A 16,862-nucleotide genomic window follows, 5' to 3' on the forward strand; every position below is an offset into this window, starting at 1 on the left:
AACCGTACCATTCACCTAGCGGTTGAAGAATCAGTGATGGCTGAACGTCGTGCAGCGCAAGAAGCCAAAGGTTGGAAACCTGCTGAAGAACGTCCACGTAAAATTTCAAAAGCACTCAAAGCCTATGCAATGCATACCACTAGTGCAGCGAAAGGTGCTGTTCGTGAGATCTAATTTGTAGCGCTTACAGATTAAAAAAGTACTCCAGATGGGGTGCTTTTTTTATTTGAAATTTATAGGTTCAGTAAGACGGGGTCTTAAAGGAAATTGTTTAATTGCAGTTTATAACCTTCGGTTCGACCTACTTTTGTTTCGGCAAAAGTAGGCAAAACCACTATCATCTGCAAAACTCGTCCGAAACTGGCATTTTTCACTTATATCGCAGAAACAGTAAATATTAATTGTAGTCCTGCCTCGGACAGTTGCAGATGACTTTGGCATGTATCAAATATTATAGAAGCAGCTGAAAGCTGTATTGCTTTGTTTTAATTCTATACAATGACCTTAAAATAAATTGTCCAAGACCGAAGCTTAAAATTGGTCATCGCCCAGGAAGAAAATAATGAGTAAAGATAATATCCGCGAGCATTCAGCCCCCGTTTATGAAGGCATTGAAAATGCACCGGCGCGTTCCATGATGCGTGCTACCGGTTTTAAAGATGCTGATTTTGAACGGCCATTTATTGGCATCGCTTCGACCTGGGCCAATGTCACACCATGTAATATGCATATTGATGGTCTGGCTAGAACTGTAGAACAGGGCGTGAGTGCTGCCGGTGGTAAGGGCATTATCTTCAATACCATTACTATTTCAGATGGTATTTCCAATGGTACGGAAGGCATGAAATATTCACTGCTATCACGGGAAGTGATCGCAGACTCGATTGAAACTGTGGTGGGCTGTCAGGCCTATGATGGGGTTATCGCGATTGGTGGCTGTGATAAAAACATGCCGGGCTGCATTATGGGACTGGCACGTCTAAACCGTCCCGGTCTGTTTATTTATGGTGGCACCATCAAACCGGGCGAAGGCCATACCGACATGATTTCTGTATTTGAAGCAGTCGGTCAATATGCCAAAGGTGAAATCAACGCGATTCAGGTCAAGCATATTGAAGAAGTGTCTTTGCCGGGTCCGGGCTCCTGTGGCGGCATGTACACTGCCAACTCGATGGCCTCTGCGATTGAAGCACTCGGTATGAGCTTGCCGGGTTCGTCCGCGCAAGAAGCGATTTCGGATGACAAACAAATCGACTGTGCCCGTGCCGGTGAAGCAGTCATGAATCTATTGCGACTGGATATCAAGCCGCGCGATATTATGACCAAGGCTGCTTTCGAAAATTCGATCAAGGTCTTGATTGCGCTGGGTGGTTCAACCAATGGCGTGTTGCATCTGCTAGCCATGGCACATACCGCAGGGGTTGAACTGAGTCTGGATGATTTCGTGCGGATTGGTAAAGATATTCCGGTGGTGGCTGATGTGCGTCCATCCGGTAAATATTTAATGTCAGAACTGATTGCGATTGGTGGGATTCAACCGCTGATGAAGCGTATGCTGGATGCCGGTATGCTGGATGGCTCATGTCTGACAGTTACTGGTAAGACTCTGGCAGAAAACCTGGCTGAGGTTCAGGACTATCCAGAAGGTCAGCAGATTATTCTGCCTTTTGATGCGCCCGTGAAGAAAGATTCCCATCTGGTGATTTTAAAAGGCAATCTGTCGCCGAAAGGGGCCGTGGCCAAGATTACCGGTAAGGAAGGTCTGCATTTTGCCGGTCCGGCCCGGGTATTTGAAGGCGAGCAGGGTGCCATGCGCGGGATTCTGGATGGCGAAGTCCAGCCGGGTGAAGTGGTGGTAATTCGTGGCGTCGGCCCTAAAGGTGGTCCGGGCATGCCGGAAATGCTGAAACCGACTTCTGCCATTATTGGTAAAGGTCTGGGCGCTTCGGTGGCTTTAATTACTGACGGACGCTTCTCTGGTGGCAGTCATGGCTTTGTGATTGGTCATGTGACGCCAGAAGCTTATGAGGGCGGCCCGATTGGTCTGGTGAAAAATGGTGATCAGATTTCAATTAATGCTGAAACCCAGGAAATGACCTGGCATGTTGCGGAAGAAGAAATTGCCGCACGTCAAGCGGCCTGGACCAAACCTCAGCCAAACTATACCCACGGTGCGCTGGCCAAATTCGCCAAACTGACTTCAGGTGCAGAAACCGGTGCAGTCACTGACCTGAATCTTGATCTCTAATCCATTGTTAAACATTGAACATTTGCTTATGACTTGATATAAGTTTTTACACCCTGCAGAGCTTTGGCTTCTGCGATCTTAAAAATAGATTATTCTGCGCAGCTTCTCATGTGTTGAGCTGCGCACCGTCATTCTTGTCGAGGCCGATCTCATGTCCCTGTTACGCCGTTGGTTTGATCCAATCCGATCGAGTTGGTTTTACCAAAAACCGACCCTTCAAACGGTGTTATCTATTGAAGATGGGCTGAGTATCCATTTAAGACTAGATGATGTGTACAGTTATCTGGCGGTACAGCAACTGCCCCAGCTCGAAGAAATTTTAAGTCCGGCACTGAAGCCGCTGAAAGTGATCATTTCCAGTGAGCATGCCGAAGCGCCGAACCAGATGTCTTTTGATGAATGGCAGCACTATACGATTAATGATGCGAAAATCTTGTCGAAACAGCATCGTTTCAGTTTTCATGATACCCCGGAATTACCGAGCGCTGAGGCCTTAACACAGGCCGAACTGATTTTGCGGCATACGCCGCTGCGTGGACAGGATTTCCTGTATTTGCTGGAAGATGTCTTCCATATGCTCTGGCAAAAACAGACCGGAAAATTACGAACTCTTTATGCCATGGCCAGTCGCCATCATCAGCCACAGGACTTTCCCGAACGTATTTTTGATCAGACCCCGATTCTGGCCAGCTATTTTAATTTAGGCGGACGCCAGTATCAGGCGGTCGATGACCTGTTGCGTCTGACCCGGCGTCTGGAGCAGCAAAAACTGCTGACCGGTAATCCCATTTTTCTGATCGATCACATTGAATGGCTTGAACATCTGATCAGTGATGCTGAAGAACTGAACGAAATCCAGTCGATGGATCCGGAACTGGACTTGTATATCGCGCTGGAAGATCCGATTTCCTGGCTATTACTGGCCTATATTAAGGAAGAACTGGCGGATTATTATAATATTCAGCTGAATGTCTATCCCTTGTCCTATCGCGGCCGGGATGAGTTTGACTGGAGTCTTGCCACACGGTTATCCAAACGGACGGAAGTAGAATTTACCCCGTTCTGCCGACCGACCGAGCAGGCGATTGCGCCAATGGCACAGTTATTTTATAGCTGTCCCGAGGAGCAGCGGATTGAGGCGATGTACCAGATCTTGCAGGCCGTCTGGACCCGTGGTGAAGACCTGTCTTATGCACCCCATTTCAAGCGTTTACAGCAACAGTTAAATATTGTGGATCTGACCCAGGACGATATTCTGGCCAAGCTGCAGGATAACGATATGCTGTGTGAAATGAAGTCCCAGCCGAATTTTCCGGTACTGGAATTACGCATAGATGATCAAAGTTATACATTTAATAGCTTATATCGGGTCTGGATGATTGAAAGTATTTTCAGTAATGTGTTAGAAGAAAAGTATAAGAGTAATAATCAAACTGAAAGTGAACTGAAAAAACATGGAAAAGATCAAAGCTGAATCACTAGAACATGCACGTCAACAGATCGATGCCATTGATACAGCTTTCGTTGAGCTGATCGCGGCGCGTCAATTTTATGTCGATCAAACCACCCGGTTTAAAAAAACCGAAACCGATTTACAGTCACCGGAACGCATGGAACAGATTGTGGAAAATGTCAGAGCATTGGCGCAGCAGCAGGGCGTTGATCCGGCATTTATCGAACATCTCTATCGTGAAATGTTCCAATACTTTATTCAACGTGAACTGAAAGAGTTTCGTCCTTAACCAGACTTGTGCTTTAACAGAAGCCTTGCGGGGCTTCTTTTCATTTTTTTAATTGCAAAGTTGAAAAATACAAAGATAAAAAAAGCAGCCATTCGGCTGCTCAATACTTTTATTTCGAGTTTTATTTTTTATCGGCCAGGCTAAAGAACCAGTTCAGGATCAGTGCAGCAAACGTTGCCGTACCAATACCACCCAAATTGAAGCTGCCGAAAGTCAGGGCAAAATCACCGGTACCTAAAATAATGGTCACCGCAGCCACCATCAGGTTCTTGTTCTGCGAAAAATCGACCTTGTTCTCAATCCAGATTTTGGCACCGGCAATGGTAATCAAACCAAAGACTACAATCGAAGCACCGGTCAGAATTGCTGTCGGAATCGTGTGAATAATCGCACCAAACTTAGGCGATAAACCCAGGAATACGGCAAAGACACCCGCGACTGCAAAGATGATAGTCGAGTAAACCCGTGTTACGGCCATTACACCAATGTTTTCACCATAGGTGGTCATACCCGGCGCACCCACACCACCGGCTAAAGTGGTTGCAACACCATCTGCCACAAAGGCTTTACCAATATGCGGATCCAGGTTTTCACCAGTCATCGCGCCTACGGCTTTAATATGCCCCAGATTTTCAGCCACCAGAATCAAGGCAATCGGCGCAATGATCAACATGGCATTCAATTCAAAGGTCGGTGCGTGGAAAGTCGGTAAGCCGAACCAGGCTGCTTGCTGAATGGGAAGGAAATTGATCGCAGTGCCATAACCCATGACATTGCTGAGTACAAAGTAGATCAGATAGGCCAATAACAGGCCAACCAACAACAGCAGGCGCTGTAATAAGCCACGGGTGAATACGGCAATTGAACCCATGCACAGCACAGTGACCAGGGACATCCACATATTGAAAGTATTGCCCATCACGCTTTTCACCGTGACCGGGGCAAGGTTCAGGCCAATAATCATCACCACGGCACCGGTCACCACAGGCGGCATCAATTTTTCAATCCAGCGGGTGCCTGTCGCCATGACCAGAAAGCCCATGAGTGCATATAAGATGCCACATGCAATAATCCCGCCTGCTGCAACGCCAATATTCGGATTCAGTCCGCCACCACCCGCATAACCGGTTGCCGCGATCACCACACCAATAAAGGCAAAGCTTGAACCTAAATAACTTGGAACCCGGCCACCGGTGATTAAAAAGAACAGAACGGTACAGATCCCTGACATTAAAATCGCCAGGTTAGGATCAAAGCCCATTAAAAAAGGTGCCAGTACAGTCGCGCCAAACATGGCAAAAGCATGTTGTACACCCAAAATTAGCGTTTGTGCGGGTGGCAAATACTCTGCGGTACCTACTGGTCGTGCATCGATACTGCCCTCATAAGGGCGCCATTTGGGAAACCAACTGGACATAAAATGAGCACTCAAAAGATAAATTGTGCACATCATACTCTTGTTCTTTAGAAGATTTAATCACTTAAACAAAATTTTTGTTCAAATTAATTCTATGACTTTATTTAAGATTTTACCGGACGGTAAAAGAATACTGAGTTAAAAGTAAAGTGAAATCAGTAGATTAATTTCTTATTATCAATAGGGTTATCTATAAATAAATCTGATTTACTATATAAAATAAAATATTTCCTGGCTATTGACTGGTTAATAAAAAAGCACATCATCAGGATGTGCTTTCAAATGGGCATTTTTGCTTAGCCAGTATTACGAAGACCGGCTGCAATACCGGCAATACTGACCATCAGCGCATGATCTACCGGGGTGTTTTCGGCCTGTTGCTGTTCCAGATATAAACGGCGACGTTTCATCAGTTCAGCTTGCAGCAAGTGCAATGGTAACAGATAGGGTTTACGTACCTTCATGGACTGATCGAGTACGCCATTGCTGCTGAGCAGTTTCGACTCACCTTTCAAGCTTAACAGGGTTTGTACCGCATCCTGCAAACGTTGGCGTAACTCTGTCCCCAGAATTTTTAGATCTTCATCCTGTGTCAGATGCGATTCATAATATAGCGCCACATGCGCGTCGGCTTTGGATAATACCATTTCGAGCATATCAATCAGGGTCTGGAAATATGGCCATTCGGCCAGCATCTCATCGAGTACATTATGCTGTCCCTGATCCAGGACTTCATTCAGTGCGGCACCGGTACCGAGCCAGGCAGGCAACATCAGGCGAATCTGGGTCCAGGCAAATACCCAGGGAATGGCACGCAAGGATTCAATCCCACCACTGACTTTACGTTTGGCGGGACGTGAACCCAGTGGCAGCATCTGCAGTTCAAGTTCAGGGGTAACGGTACGCAGGTATTTTACAAAATGCGGATTTTCCCGTACGGTCTGGCGATAGACCTGAACCGACAGTTCAGTCATTTGATGCATCAGGTCGCGCCATTCCTGTTTCGGTTCGGGTGGCGGGAGCAAGGTCGCTTCCAGTGTTGCAGCGGTATAAATTTCCAGATTTTGCAGCGCGATTTCTTCCAGCCCGAATTTAAAGCGGATCATTTCGCCCTGTTCAGTCACCCGGATCGCACCGGAAATAGAACCCGGTGGCTGAGAGAACAAGGCTTGCTGGGTTGGCGCACCACCACGGCTGATTGAACCGCCACGACCATGGAACAGGGTCAATTGCACGCCATGTTGCTGGGCAACTGCTGTCAGTTCTTCTTGGGCACGATATTGGGCCCAGTTGGCCGACATAAAACCGGCATCCTTGGCAGAATCCGAATAGCCAATCATGACCTCATGCTTACCCTGAATATGCTGTTTGTACCAGTGCATATTGAAAAGGGTCGACATGGTTGCGGCTGCACCATCCAGGTCTTTTAAGGTTTCAAACAGGGGAACAACCCGTAACGCCTGCTCGATGCCGGCTTCTTTTTGTAAAAGCAGTACGGCCAGCACATCACTTGGATATTCTGCCATGGAAATAATATAGGCACCCAGAGACTCGCTCGGCTGTTCGGCCAGTGTGCGCATGGTGGCAAAGACTTCCTGTACATCCGGATGTTCAATCAGGCTACCGGCCGGTTCATTCAGATGTTTCGGCAGTAACGGACGTTTGCTTTGCAATTCCTGCAGTAAAAAGTTTTGACGGGCCTGTTCGGTCCAGGTTTCAAAATTCCCCAGTCCCAAATATTCAGTAATGGCTGAAATCGCCTGACGGTGACGGCCGGATTCCTGGCGGATATCCAGTTTCAGTAGCTCGATCCCAAAACTGTTGACCCGGTAAATAAAGTCCAGCAGGCTGCCATTGGCAATTTCGGCCAGATTGCAGTCCATCAGTGAGCGGTAGCAGGTCAGGAGTGGCTGTAAAAGTTCATCTTTACTTTTAATTACCAGACTGTCATCGGCATCATTGCCTTTTAATTTTTCTGCCAGCCAGTGCCGCGTCGCTTTCAGGCGGGTACGGGTGTCACGTAAATATTCACGATAGGGTTCAGGATGGGGCTGGCCCAAAGCTTCGGAAATTTCCGGACTGCATTGCTGAATGGACAGTTCCCAGCGCAGGTTTTCAATATCGCGTACATAGAGATCGGCTGCTTTCCAGCGCGACAGCCACAGTACTTCCTGAGTGACGGTGTGGGTGACATTCGGATTGCCATCGCGGTCACCACCCATCCAGGAGGCAAAACGTACTGGTGCTACATCTAAGGGCAGGTTCTGGCCACATTGCGCTTGAACCATGCCATTTAGTTCCCGGATAAATTTCGGGACCGCATTCCACAGGGTCTGTTCAATGGTGGTAAAACCCCATTTGGCTTCATCGATCGGAGTCGGGCGATGCTGACGGATTTCATCGGTTTGCCAGGCGGAGCTGATCAGCTGTTTCAGATCGGCCAGGACTGCCTGACGTTCACGTGGAGTCAGTTCCTGCTGGTCGAATTTGGACAGGGCATTATTGATGCCATCATATTTTTGAATCAGGGTCCGGCGGCTGACTTCTGTGGGATGCGCGGTCAGTACCAGTTCAATTTTCAGTTCACAGATTTGCTGATACAGCGTGTCAGCAGAAATTTCCTGCTGTTTAAATTTTTCAAATAAAGGCACCAAGGGATTAGGTGATTCTGCAGTGTCATCAAACTCGCTCTGACGGCGGCGACGCACCACATGATATTGTTCGGCAATATTGGCAAAGTTTAAAAAGTGGGTAAAGGCACGGGTCAGTGGCAGGATTTCTGCATCTTCCAGACTCAAAAACAATTGTTCCAGTTGTTTTTCTGCTTCGACCTGTCCATCGCGAGCGCCTTTGGACAGGGCACGGATCTGCTCGATCTGATTAAACAAATCCTGCCCGGCATGTAATTTTAAGGTTTCCCCAAGCAAATTACCCAGTAAGCGTACGTCTTCGCGTAGTGGTGCATCAATCTGTTGAATCATTTTTTATTCCCTCACATGCGTGCTTTGACTATACCGCGACTGCATGACAATCCAAGTCCCCTAGAGACAAAAGTTGCAGAGCATTGGCTGCTTTTTTAGCAAATTTTAGGCCACATGCGCTTATATGTAATCAGTCCGGAGGAAAGGCTTTAGTCAGGCAGGGCATATTTCAGCATAAACAGTTCAATGGCCTCGCTAATAATCTGTTGCTGTTCTGCACTTGAAGGGGGAGGGCTGAGACCAAGCAGGATTTTCTGATGACGGGTTCCGGTCAGCAGGGACACAATCAGCTCGGTCTGTTTTTCTGGAAGATCGACCTGAATAAAGCGGTACTGCTGGGCCAAGGCAAAGAAATTATTCCAGACCGCATCTAGTTTGCTATGCGAGGCCTGATAAAACTGTTCTGCTAAAGGACTTTGCTGCGAGGCCAGTTCCATCAGTAGCAGGTCCAGCTTGATCGCTTCTGGTAAATGAATAATATTTAAAGCGCGCTGACAGGCCTGATAAAACTCCTGCGCAAAGTCACTGCTCGGCTGCAAGAGCTGAGGATGTTCATGCAGAATGGCTTCACAGGTATCCTCAATCGCACAGCTAAACAGGGTCGCCTTGTCCTGAAAATGGTTATACACCGTCAGCTTGGTTACACCTGCCTCACGTGCAATCTGGTTCATGCTGGAGGCATGATAGCCATGCGCTAAAAACAGCGCTTTGGCCACACTCAGGATGCGCTGACGCTTTTCCAGATCCTTGGGTCGTCCTACAGGTATTTGCACAATTTTTTCCAAAAAAAGTCAATACGGTCATTGCTTTGAAGCTTTAGTTGTAATTAGTGTACCGGGTGGTATATTAATTAAAAAACAAGCAATTCAATATATCAGCATAGTTTGCCCTAAAAAAGACGATCAGATAAGAGCGAATAAGATGAGCAGGATTTACAGCGTATTGGCTGGCATGGTGGTGCTTTGCAGCGTGACCTTAACCGGGTGCAGCAAAGATACTGCTGCAGCAGAACAGGAAGTTCCCTTTGTCATGGTGGCCACACCCACTACTTCACAGCATGAACTAAAAAGTTATGCCGGTGATGTGCAGGCGCGCCAGCAAACGGCGCTGGCATTTCGGGTCGCTGGACAGGTGACCCAGCGCTTTGCCGATGTCGGTGACCAAGTAAAAGTCGGGCAAGTTTTGGCGACTCTGGATGTCAAAGATGCCCAGCTGCAGCTGAATGCAGCACGTGCCCAGCTGGAAAGTGCGCAGTCTGCCACTAAGATTGCTCAGGATGAATTACAACGTTTCAAGCAGTTATTGCCATCCAATGCCGTAAGCCGCTCACAATATGACGCGATCGAAAACCAGTACAAGACCGCAATGTCAAATCTGAAGCAGGCACAATCCAATTATGATACGGCTAAAAACCAGACTGCTTATAACCAGCTGATTGCTACTAAAAACGGCGTGATCACTGCGCGCAATATTGAAACAGGTCAGGTCGTCGCTGCAGGGCAGGCGGCGTATGAACTGGCGATTGCCGGTGAGCGTGAAGTGGTGATTGGCGTACCGGAACAGGCGATTGCTGAAATCAGGGTGGGGCAAGCGGCTATGGTCACCTTATGGTCCAAACCTGAAGAAAAATTTGCTGCCATTGTCCGTGAGATTTCACCGGCAGCGGACCAGTCGCGTACCTTCCGGGTTAAAGTCTCCTTACGTGAAGGGAATGGCCAGATCCAGCTGGGGCAAAGTGCCCGGGTGTTTTTCCAGCACAGCCGCGACAATATGCTCAGTGTGCCGCTATCCAGTGTCTCGGCAACGGATCAGCAGGCTTATGTAATGGTGGTCCAGCCGGATCATACCTTGCGTAAAGTTCCGGTTCAGCTCGGTGCCTATGGCCGGGATAGTGTTCCTGTACTCAGTGGCCTGAAGCCGGAAGACTATGTGGTGATTGGCGGCGTGCATCTGCTGCGTAACCAGCAAAAAATCAATCCGATTGATCGTGAAAACCGTCGTGTGACCATTCAGGCAGGGAGTTAAGCATGAACTTTAACCTGTCGGAATGGGCTTTAAAAAATAAAGGTCTGGTGCTGTATTTTATGATCCTGCTGGGTCTGATCGGCATCGTCTCTTATTCCAAACTGTCACAAAGTGAAGATCCGCCTTTTACCTTTAAAGTCATGGTGATCCAGACCTATTGGCCGGGTGCCAGTGCCAAAGAAGTATCCCTACAGGTCACTGACCGGATTGAAAAGGAACTGATGACCACGGGTCAGTATGACCGTATCATGGCCTATTCGCGTCCGGGTGAATCCATGGTGACTTTTGTTGCCAAGGATTCCCTGGCTTCGAAAGATGTGGCTGATGTCTGGTATAATGTGCGCAAAAAGGTGGGTGATATCCGGCATGAATTGCCACAAGGGGTACAAGGTCCGTTCTTTAATGATGAATTCGGCGATACCTTTGGCAATATTTATGTGCTCAAGGGTAAAGATTTTGATTATGCGACCCTCAAGGAATACGCCGACCGCTTACAGCTGCAATTGCAACGGGTAAAAGATGTTGCCAAAGTTGAGCTGATTGGCCTGCAAGACCAGAAAATCTGGATTGAGATTTCCAATACCAAGGCCATTCAGCTGGGCGTTCCAGTCATGGCGATTCAGCAAGCCCTGCAGCAGCAAAATGCCACAACCCAGTCCGGTTTTTTTGAAACCGGCTCAGACCGGATTCAGGTGCGGGTCAGTGGTGCATTAAACAGTGTTGAAGAATTAAGACAGATGCCGCTGCTGGTAAATGGCAAAACCATTCAGTTGGGAGATGTAGCGGAAGTCTATCGTGGCTTTAGTGATCCGGCACAGCCGCGGATGCGCTTTATGGGCGAAAACGGCATTGGCATTGCCGTGTCCATGCGCAAGGGTGGGGACATCATTGCCTTGGGTAAAAATCTGGAACAGGAATTCGCCCGCCTGCAGAAAGCCCTGCCGCTAGGTATGGAACTGCAAAAAGTCTCCGATCAGCCGGTGGCAGTCAAACGCAGTATTAACGAATTTATGAAAGTGCTGGCAGAAGCGGTGATTATCGTATTGCTGGTCAGTTTTTTCTCGCTCGGTTTCCGGACCGGTCTGGTGGTGGCTTTCTCGATTCCGCTGGTGCTGGCCATGACCTTTGCTGGTATGCAGCTGTTTGATGTCGGACTGCATAAAATTTCCTTGGGAGCGCTGATTTTGGCTCTCGGTCTGCTAGTCGATGATGCCATTATCGCGATTGAAATGATGGCGATTAAAATGGAGCAGGGTTATAGCCGTTTGCAGGCGGCCGGGCATGCCTGGCGCACCACGGCTTTTCCGATGCTGACCGGGACCCTGATTACCGCTGCCGGTTTTCTGCCGATCGCCACTGCAGCCTCGAGTACCGGGGAATATACCCGTTCGATTTTCCAGGTGGTGACCATCGCATTGCTGGTATCCTGGCTGGCCGCGGTACTGTTTGTGCCATATTTAGGCGATAAACTTCTACCGGATTTCAACAAAGATTTAATTCAAAAAGCGCCGTGGTATCAGCGGCTTTGGGCACGTCTGCGCAAACAGCCGGAACCGGCGCCGATTGTGCATCATGCCGGCGAACATTATGACCCTTATCAAACCCGGTTTTATCGGGGTTTTCGCCGTTGGGTCGATGCCTGTGTGACCTATCGTAAAACTGTCATTGCTGCCACGGTCGGAATTTTTATTCTGTCTATTTTAATGTTTAAGCTGGTGCCGCAGCAGTTTTTCCCGCCCTCGAACCGAGCTGAAATTCTGATAGATTTGAAACTTGAAGAAGGCGCATCCCTGAAGGCTACCGAGGCTGCAGTAAAAAAAGTCGAAGCTTTTTTATCGAAACAGCAGGGCATTGATAACTATGTGGCTTATGTCGGGATTGGTTCTCCACGTTTCTATTTACCGCTCGATCAGCAGTTGCCGCAAAGCAGCTTTGCCCAGTTTGTGGTATTGGCTTCATCGCTGGAAGACCGGAATGAAATCCGTAAATCCTTAAGTGACCAGATTCGCAGGTTATTGCCGGAAGTGCGTACCCGGGTGTCCTTGCTGGAAAATGGTCCACCTGTGGGCTATCCACTGCAGTTCCGGGTATCGGGGGAAGACTTAGGACTGGTGCGTGAATGGGCACAGAAAGTCGCTGCCACCGTGAGTGAGAATCCGAATACCACCAATGTGCATCTGGACTGGGGGGAGCCGAGCAAAGTCATCAAATTGCAGATTGATCAGGATCGTGCCCGTCAGCTTGGGGTGAGCAGCAGTGAACTGGCCAATGTACTCAACAGCTCGATTTTGGGGGCCGGCATTGATCAGTATCGTGAAAAACGTGAACTGATCGAGATCCGTTTGCGTGGTGCTCAGGCTGAACGGGTGGAGGTAGCATCTTTAGCCAGTCTAGCTGTTCCGACCGCAACCGGTAGATCGGTACCTTTGGCGCAGCTTGCCAAAATTGAATACAGCTTTGAAGAAGGCTTGATCTGGCATCGTAACCGCTTGCCGACCATTACCGTGCGTGCCGATATTCGTAGCAAGTTGCAACCCGCTACTGTGGTCAATGAACTCAAAGAGCCACTGGAAAAAATCCGGGCAGAGCTACCGAATGGTTATCTGCTGCAAGTGGGGGGTACAGTTGAAGAATCCGCTCGCGGACAGAACTCGGTTAATGCAGGCATGCCTTTATTCCTCGCAGTCGTCATGACTTTATTGATGATTCAGCTCAAGAGCTTCTCACGGGCTTTTATTGTGTTCCTGACTGCACCTTTGGGCATCATTGGAGTAGTATTATTCCTGTTATTGTTCAATAAACCTTTCGGCTTTGTCGCCATGCTCGGGACGATTGCTTTATCCGGAATGATCATGCGCAACTCGCTGATTTTGATCGATCAGATCGAGCAGGATATTCAGGCCGGAGAATCGCAGTGGGATGCGATTATCAATGCTACGGTACGCCGTTGTCGTCCGATTGTATTAACTGCACTGGCTGCGGTGCTGGCCATGATTCCCTTGTCCCGCAGTATTTTCTTTGGGCCAATGGCGGTGGCGATTATGGGTGGTTTGATTGTGGCGACATTATTGACCCTATTTTTCCTACCTGCCCTATATGCACAGTGGTTTAAAGTGAAAAAAAGTTTAAATTCTGTTTAAATTTGTCATAATTTCAGGTGCGAAATTTGGAAATTTTCAATATAGTAGCACCTGAGATTTTTATAATTTAAAAAAATAAGTAATTGCTGCATTGGCCGGGCTGCCAATACGGTAACGAGGTTGAACCGAACATGACTCAAGATACATTAACCAAGATGCGACGTTCCGTAGCGATGGCTTATGTCTTCATGTTTTTGGCCTTATTTACCCTGTTTAGTGGACTATTGGCTTACTGGTTCGCACGTAAAGTCACCCAGGTTGATTATGCTGAAGTCTGGTTACAGGCACAGGCGCTGTGGATCATGCGCAATATCGTGATTTATACTATTTTGGCGATCTTCGCTGTGCTGTGGTTTATTCCCCTGTTTTTCTTTGCCTGGGACAGCCAGTTATGGGTCAAAGCCTGTGTAGTGACCGGGGTAATTTTCAGCTTTATTGCCTTTATTTTCCTGATCAATGCCTGGTTTAAAGGCATCCATAAATTCTCTCAAAACAAAGCTGTGTTCTAAAGCGTATAATTTTTTTCATATTTCCCCTTGTAAAACTCGGTTTGACCCCAATTTCAGACCTCAGTTGAATATTAAACAAAATTCCGTGAGGAGCATCGCCAGACATGGCTAAACGTGATTATTATGAGGTTTTGGGCGTCGCTAAAACCGCTAGTGATGATGAAATCAAAAAAGCCTACCGTAAGTTGGCGATGAAATATCATCCAGACCGTAACCCGGACAATGCTGAAGCTGAAGAGAAATTCAAAGAAGCAGCAGAAGCCTATGAAGTGCTCTCTGATGGTGAAAAGCGCAGCATGTACGACCGTATGGGCCATCAGGCCTTTGAAGGTGGTATGGGCGGCGGTGGCGGCTTCGGCGGTGGTTTCAGCGCAGAAGATATTTTCAGTCAGTTCGGTGATATTTTCGGTGGTGCTTTTGGTGGCGGCGGTGGTCGTGGCCAGCAACGAGCACGCCGTGGTTCAGACTTACGTTATGTGATGGAACTGACCCTGGAAGAAGCGGTCAAAGGCGTCAAGAAAACCATTACCTTTACTGCACCGGCACCGTGTGATGCCTGTGATGGTAAGGGTTCAAAAAATTCAAACGATGTAGAAACCTGCCGTACCTGTCATGGTGCTGGTCAAGTGCGTATGCAGCAAGGTTTCTTCTCGGTACAGCAAACCTGTAGCACCTGTCGTGGTCAGGGCAAGATCATCAAGAACCCATGTAATAAATGTCATGGTTCAGGTGTTTCGGATCGTCAGCAAACCCTGGAAGTCACTATTCCTGCGGGTGTGGACAATGGCGACCGCGTTCGCTTGACCGGTAAGGGTGAAGCGATCCGTGATGGTCAGTCAGGTGACTTGTACGTAGAAGTGGTGGTGCGTGAGCATGAAATCTTCCAGCGTGATGGCGCTGACCTGTATATGGATGTACCGGTGTCAATTGCTGATGCAGCCCTAGGTAAGGAAGTTCAGATTCCTACGCTGGATGGCCGTGTTAGCCTAAAAATTCCGGAAGGTACGCAAACAGGTAAACTGTTCCGCTTACGTGGTAAGGGTGTTAAACCGGTACGTACCAGCATGCAAGGCGACTTGCTGTGCCGTATTGTGGTAGAAACACCAGTGAATTTAAGTGCACGTCAACGTGAACTGTTAAAAGAACTGCAAGAAACCATGGATGGTGAAGATAGCAAATCCTCACCGAAGAAAAAATCATTCTTTGATCGTTTGTTTGATTAATTGAGTGAAAGTAAAAAAGGACGCGTAAGCGTCCTTTTTTATTATATAGATAAGATACTCTAGATTAGAAGATGCTATTTATTAGTTGATAGGATCTTATTGTTTGATAGGTATCGCTTAAACATAAAAACCGCCTAAAAAGCGGTTTCTGTTTTTATATTTGATTATCTAAATAGAAAGTATGAGTTCAAATTTGGAGGGTGATAGATATTTTGTAAGTGAGAAAAAAGCATTATTCCAGAAACTAAAAAGGCTAATATTGTTATTACAGAGCTATATAATCGCATTTATTACTTATCAAATTTACCAGTACAGCAGATTACTCTTATTTTGTTATCATGACAATGAAAGCTTAATCTTATTGAAATCACTATAAATTTTAAAAATTTTATTTTTTTAATAAATAAAATAAATATATATATAAGAAAACTTGATTATCTAAATTTTTAGTGTATAGTTAACTTAACTAGAAAAAAGTCTTGTTTCGGTAAATCTTCTTTAAGTATCGTAGTTTTAGTCATAATCCTTCGTTTTTTTTCAGATTTTAAGTCTCATTCTTTATTATTTCAAAGTTATAATCAGTCTATAAAATGACTAAAAATTATTAAAAATTATTAGGATATATTATGTCAAACTCAAATGTTGTTAAAGGTACTGTAAAGTGGTTCAACGAAACTAAAGGTTTTGGTTTTATTCAACAAGAATCAGGTCCAGATGTTTTTGCTCATTTCAGTGAAATTGCGAGTTCAGGTTTTAAAACCTTGCTTGAAGGCCAGCTGGTTGAATTCAGTGTAGCTCAAGGTCAAAAGGGACCGAATGCTGTAAATATTGTTGCTATCTAAGCAAGAATAAACAGTAAAAAAAAGCACTTAATAAGTGCTTTTTTTATCGTTCAAAATTTAATTTTAAGTTATTTTCCAAATTGGAAAAATCTTTAGAAAAACAGGATTCAAGTTGTTAAAAATAAATGATTTAATTGCAAAATCTAAAAATGGTACTGAAATTATAGTATCGTTAATTCCCCTAAATAAAATGCAAAATACACGTCAAGGTTTAAAAAAAATTGAAGTAGGAAAAAGAGTTCTTCTTCAGTCTGGGATTGTGGTTGATTTAAATTTAGATGGTCGTACATTTTATACTTCTTTACACCAACTATTTAAGTTAAAGCATAAAATTATTTAAATAATAATTATATATATCAAATATTTAAATTTATATATTTCTCTACTACAATATTATTAAAGGTATATTAATGCTTAAACAAAGTATCAGTGTGAAAGATCAATTTGGTGTTAAACACGCTATTCAAGCAACAGTTGATAAACATTTTGCTAATACGCAATCTTCTTCTAATGTAAAACATATCACCGTTGATGGTGAAGATATTCGGCCAAGTTTCGAAATGTTTTTTCAAAGTACATTAAGCGGGAAAATTTTCAAAATTATATAGATAACCCGAATTCTATTTAATTTATCTTAATACAGATTATTAGAACTAAATTTTATAAAAAAATCCCCGACATTCTGTTGGGGATTTTTATTGCTTATTTTTAGTTATATGTCGGATTTTTATACAT

The 16,862-nt window shown here is 46.0% G+C and carries 14 protein-coding genes; 11 read left to right on the forward strand and 3 right to left on the reverse strand.

Going from position 1 to position 16,862, the window contains the following annotated elements:
- The 4 genes from WAK81_RS04720 to WAK81_RS04735 all read left to right on the forward strand — a co-directional run.
- On the forward strand, window positions 1-174 hold a 174-nt coding region (locus WAK81_RS04720; RefSeq protein ID WP_422195901.1), incomplete at its 5' end, for a hypothetical protein.
- A gap of 388 nt (window positions 175-562) precedes the next feature.
- Entirely contained in the window at window positions 563-2,248 is a 1,686-nt protein-coding gene (gene ilvD, locus WAK81_RS04725; protein ID WP_422195891.1) for a dihydroxy-acid dehydratase, read from the forward strand.
- Window positions 2,249-2,399: 151 nt separating this feature from the next.
- Window positions 2,400-3,722 carry a hypothetical protein gene (locus WAK81_RS04730; RefSeq protein ID WP_422195892.1) on the forward strand — a complete coding sequence of 441 codons (1,323 nt, stop codon included), beginning with the start codon at window positions 2,400-2,402 and terminating at the stop codon, window positions 3,720-3,722.
- Entirely contained in the window at window positions 3,703-3,990 is a 288-nt protein-coding gene (locus WAK81_RS04735) for a chorismate mutase (RefSeq protein WP_422195893.1), read from the forward strand. The genes WAK81_RS04730 and WAK81_RS04735 overlap by 20 nt, the downstream gene beginning before the upstream one ends.
- Before the next feature lie 121 nt (window positions 3,991-4,111).
- On the opposite strand, the gene WAK81_RS04740 is transcribed toward WAK81_RS04735, so the two are convergent.
- The 3 genes from WAK81_RS04740 to WAK81_RS04750 form a co-directional block, all read right to left on the reverse strand.
- Window positions 4,112-5,407 carry a solute carrier family 23 protein gene (locus WAK81_RS04740; protein WP_422195894.1) on the reverse strand — a complete coding sequence of 432 codons (1,296 nt, stop codon included), beginning with the start codon at window positions 5,405-5,407 and terminating at the stop codon, window positions 4,112-4,114.
- 296 nt (window positions 5,408-5,703) lie between these two features.
- The gene (gene ppc, locus WAK81_RS04745; RefSeq protein ID WP_422195895.1) at window positions 5,704-8,388 is read right to left on the reverse strand and encodes a phosphoenolpyruvate carboxylase; all 2,685 of its coding nucleotides are present in this window, start codon (window positions 8,386-8,388) and stop codon (window positions 5,704-5,706) included.
- 149 nt (window positions 8,389-8,537) lie between these two features.
- The gene (locus WAK81_RS04750; protein WP_422195896.1) at window positions 8,538-9,161 is read right to left on the reverse strand and encodes a TetR/AcrR family transcriptional regulator; all 624 of its coding nucleotides are present in this window, start codon (window positions 9,159-9,161) and stop codon (window positions 8,538-8,540) included.
- Window positions 9,162-9,309: 148 nt separating this feature from the next.
- Here WAK81_RS04750 and WAK81_RS04755 point away from each other — a divergent pair, with 148 nt between their 5' ends.
- From WAK81_RS04755 to WAK81_RS04785, 7 genes are all read left to right on the forward strand, one after another.
- On the forward strand, window positions 9,310-10,413 hold the full coding sequence (locus WAK81_RS04755) for an efflux RND transporter periplasmic adaptor subunit (protein ID WP_422195897.1): 1,104 nt from the start codon (window positions 9,310-9,312) through the stop codon (window positions 10,411-10,413).
- Window positions 10,414-10,415: 2 nt separating this feature from the next.
- Window positions 10,416-13,553: an efflux RND transporter permease subunit gene (locus tag WAK81_RS04760; RefSeq protein ID WP_422195898.1), complete on the forward strand. Its 3,138-nt coding sequence runs from the start codon at window positions 10,416-10,418 to the stop codon at window positions 13,551-13,553.
- 131 nt (window positions 13,554-13,684) lie between these two features.
- Window positions 13,685-14,062 (forward strand): hypothetical protein, encoded by a 378-nt coding sequence (locus WAK81_RS04765; protein WP_422195899.1) that lies wholly within the window; start codon window positions 13,685-13,687, stop codon window positions 14,060-14,062.
- 104 nt (window positions 14,063-14,166) lie between these two features.
- Complete coding sequence (gene dnaJ, locus WAK81_RS04770) at window positions 14,167-15,285, forward strand: molecular chaperone DnaJ (RefSeq protein ID WP_422195900.1); 1,119 nt, start codon at window positions 14,167-14,169, stop codon at window positions 15,283-15,285.
- Between the two features lie 626 nt (window positions 15,286-15,911).
- The gene (locus tag WAK81_RS04775; RefSeq protein WP_005105001.1) at window positions 15,912-16,127 is read left to right on the forward strand and encodes a cold-shock protein; all 216 of its coding nucleotides are present in this window, start codon (window positions 15,912-15,914) and stop codon (window positions 16,125-16,127) included.
- A 112-nt stretch (window positions 16,128-16,239) separates the two neighbouring features.
- Window positions 16,240-16,467 carry a hypothetical protein gene (locus tag WAK81_RS04780; protein ID WP_086185139.1) on the forward strand — a complete coding sequence of 76 codons (228 nt, stop codon included), beginning with the start codon at window positions 16,240-16,242 and terminating at the stop codon, window positions 16,465-16,467.
- Between the two features lie 70 nt (window positions 16,468-16,537).
- A complete protein-coding gene (locus WAK81_RS04785) occupies window positions 16,538-16,735 on the forward strand; it encodes a hypothetical protein (RefSeq protein WP_004649270.1) in 198 nt (65 codons plus the stop codon).
- The last annotated feature ends 127 nt before the right edge of the window (window positions 16,736-16,862 follow it).

Origin of the sequence: Acinetobacter sp. (genome assembly GCF_049284435.1) — a bacterium.
Taxonomy (GTDB): Bacteria; Pseudomonadota; Gammaproteobacteria; order Pseudomonadales; family Moraxellaceae; genus Acinetobacter.